At 45.0% G+C, this 3,593-nt stretch carries 1 protein-coding gene; it reads left to right on the top strand.

Annotated elements, in window-relative coordinates; all coding sequences use genetic code 11:
* Positions 1-311: 311 nt before the first annotated feature.
* A partial coding sequence (gene recC / locus A3766_RS14545) for an exodeoxyribonuclease V subunit gamma (protein WP_068642425.1) occupies positions 312-3,593 on the top strand: 3,282 nt, incomplete at its 3' end.

Raw genomic sequence — 3,593 nt, 5'->3', positions numbered from 1 at the left:
TTGAAAACAAGCAATGCTTTTTGTTCACGGTTTAAATGTGACTCTGTTCAAAAAACACTCTCATGATACAAAAAAACAATGCAGGCGTCGACTTTATTTGTTAGCAAAAAATCCAATAATATCAATGAATAAGGACTTCCGCTCATGTCTTGAGAGCTTACATTAAGTTTGCCGATTAAGTTGATGACTCGTAGTTGAAATAAGCGCGAAAAGCAGGTGAAAGTCCTGATGATTTCAGTTAACGTATCAACGATAATAAAGAAATAGCGCTAGCTCTTCGCACGCAACTCTCAAATCTGACTGATTATTTAATGCTTAAATTTTACCCTTCGAATCGCACTGAAAACCTCGCTTTCATCATTGCTGAAATAATGAGACGAGAACCACTGAAAAAAATCTTTGATCAGGAAAAGGTGATTATTCAAAGTTTCGGTATGGGCACCTGGCTTCAGCAGCAAATATCTGAAGAATTGGGTATCTCTGCGATGGTTGAATGTAGCATGCCAGCGTCTTTTATTTGGAAATTGGCTGAAGCCTTATTACCGAAGCCTCTGCAAGTACAGGGCTTTGAGAAACAGAATTTAAGGTGGCAGCTTTTTGAACAATTGCCGAGTAAGCTTGCCCAGCCCGAATATCAGCGCTTACGGCGTTATGCCAAGAGCTTATCACCAAACACTGATGAGGGGAGTGCTGAGCCTGCGCTGGGTAACGCTGGCGATGAAGCGCTATCCCAGTCTTTAGTGTTTGATATGGCGAGTGTCATAGCCGACGTTTTTGATGGCTATCAAAACTACCGCCCAGAATGGTTGCAAGCATGGGAGCAAGGCAAGCCGATAAAGAGCCTTGCTAGCGGCCTGGATTCCAAAGACTACAGTAGTCCTCAATTTACCGAATTGGAAGCTTGGCAGGCTGACTTGTGGTGTAGCGTTTATCCTGACTTGCCCTTGGCGCAACGACAGCATCGTTCCAGTCTGCTGACCAGGCTGGAGTCCTGTATTAGAGCGCTACCTAAAGGGGCGGAACTTCAGTTACCCGAACGAATCTTCGTATTTGGCCTGTCAGCCTTGCCTCCTAGAATGCTGGCTGTTATCAAAGCTTTAGCTGAACACATTGATATACACGTTGTGGTGAATAACCCTTGTCGCTACTACTGGGGTGATGTGATGAGTGAGTATCAGCAGCTCCTGCTTAATCAGTCATTGCTTGCGCGGGGCGTCAGTGCTGAAACGGTAGCGGAAAACTTTATTGAGCATAACACCTTGCTCGCGTCATGGGGAAAGCTTGGTCGCGATTATATGTCGCTATTGATGCAAGAAGAAATTTTCGCTGATCTAGCCACCGAGCTTTACGATGATCTTGGTGATGAAGATAATTCAGCGCTGAATTTAATTCAGTCAGATATCTTGAACCTGCAGAACCAGCACCATTGTGTGAATCCTGACGATAAGTCGATACGCTTCGCAAGTTGCCATAACCACTTAAGAGAGGTTGAGGCTCTCCACGACTACTTATTAAATACGCTTGATGCAAACCCCGGCTTAAATGCTCGCGATATTATTGTGATGGTGCCCGATATAGAAGACTATGCCGCCTATATTGAGGCAGTTTTTTCACGCCTTGTTTATGATCGCCATGGGCAAACGCATAGCCTGCCCTATGTTATTGCCGATCAGGCTTTGAATCGGCATCAACCCTTATTGGAATGTATTGGCAATCTATTGATACTCGAGTCAAGTCGGATGACGGCTGCCGAGCTATTAGATTGCTTGGACTTTCCCGCAATCAGGCAGCGATTTTCCATTGATGAAGATGAGCTGCTTAGTATTCATCACTGGGTCAAGGTCTTGAATGTTCGTTGGGGGCTTTCTGAGACGCATCGTAACAAGATATTAAATATAGAAGACGCAGGTGGCGAGACAACCTGGCTCGCAGCGCTTAAACGCCTGCTAAGCGCCTATATTCTCGGGCCTGTTCCTGTCGCCAGTTTTGCGGGTGAACAAGTGATACCGGAAGAGGTGTTCGGCTCAGATCAGCAGGTATTGGTGGGTAAGTTTGTTCGCTTTATTGACGTTGTTGAGCAAACGCTCTCAATGCAAGCGGGTGAAAAACATCCCCTTGATGCTTTGGCTACGATAGCAGATGTCTGGCGTTTATGGCTTGATCAGGATACCTTGCACGAAAGTGTTACTCAGGCAATGGCAAAGGCGCTAGAAGCCTTAAGTGATGAGTTTAGAGTTACTGGCTATGAAAAAGCTTTGCCATTTTCCATCGTTGCCCAGCAAGTGAAGCAAGTGTTGGAAGAAGAGCAGGTTTCGCAACGATTTCTTTCTGGCCGTATTAATTTTTGTACTCTGATGCCAATGCGCAGCGTACCGTTTTCATTAGTGTGTTTATTGGGTTTGAATGAAGGAAAGTATCCAAGGCCTGAAAACAAACCAAGCTTTGACTTAATGGCACGGTCTCCGGGGCGAGTTGGCGACCGCTCACGACGTGATGATGACCGCTACCTGTTTCTGGAGGCTTTGCTGAGTGCCAGGAATTATCTGTATATCAGCTATACGGGTCGCAATATTAGCGATAATTCTATTCGCTACCCCTCTGTACTAGTGAGTGAGCTACAGGATTATTGCCGCACGTATTTTAAAATAGAGAACGAAGCAGATGCCGATGTAGTGGAGTTGTGGACCAAGCAGCACCGCCTGCAAGCTTTTCACTCCGACTATTATTGTGAAAAAGTTTCTGAATCGCACAGTGAAAAAATACTAGACAAAAGCTACAACATGGACTGGATGACACTGTTTTCGCCAAAGCAGGAAGACCTTTCCAGAGGCTTGGAACTTGAGTCTAGAGAAGAGGATGAAACAAATGCCAATGTTCTGGAAATAGACGCGCCTCCATTACATCAGTTCGATATGTTTGCTGAGCCTCAAAGTGATCAACTCGTCGAAGACGATGAAACAGAAATACAGATCCAAAGTCTGTCTTTGGAAGAATTGCTTAGCGCCTTGTCTTCACCTCTTAAGTACTACTATCAGAAAATACTTGGTTTGAAGGTTAGCAAACTGCCAGATGATCTGGAAGAAAGTGAAGCCTTTGCATTGGACCGTTTGGATATCTATGCACTAAAGGGTGATATCTTAAGAACTGTCGTCAAGGACATGCATAAGGAAGTCGATTCTGACACGCTTACACAAGCGTGTTTTGATCAGTGGCGCTTATCAGGGAGGCTGCCAAAAGCACCTTTAGATGAAACTTACTTTGCTCAAGCGAAGGATGAACTTGTCGATTTATCTACCTATATTGAGCGAGCTTTAGCGAAAGAAGCGTCAACTTTGGTTATCGACTTCCAGCTTTCTGGTAAGCGCATAGTTGGTTCACTAGTCCTACTGGATAGCGCTGTTTGCGAGTTTAGTTTGAGCCGGAGTTCGCCAGCGTTGTTCTTTTCTAGCTGGGTAAAACATGTTGTGGTCAACTATCTATTTCACCATCAAGTTGCACCGGGTCACGAGACGGGACTTGAGCTAAAAACCGAGTCAAGGTTGATTAATGCAGAGCAAGTAACGATCTTTCCTGAATTGAGTGCTGCTGACGCA

It is taken from the genome of Oleiphilus sp. HI0132, assembly GCF_001635845.1.
Note: the sequence above shows the minus strand (reverse complement) of the source record. Positions and strands in the feature narration are given on the sequence as shown.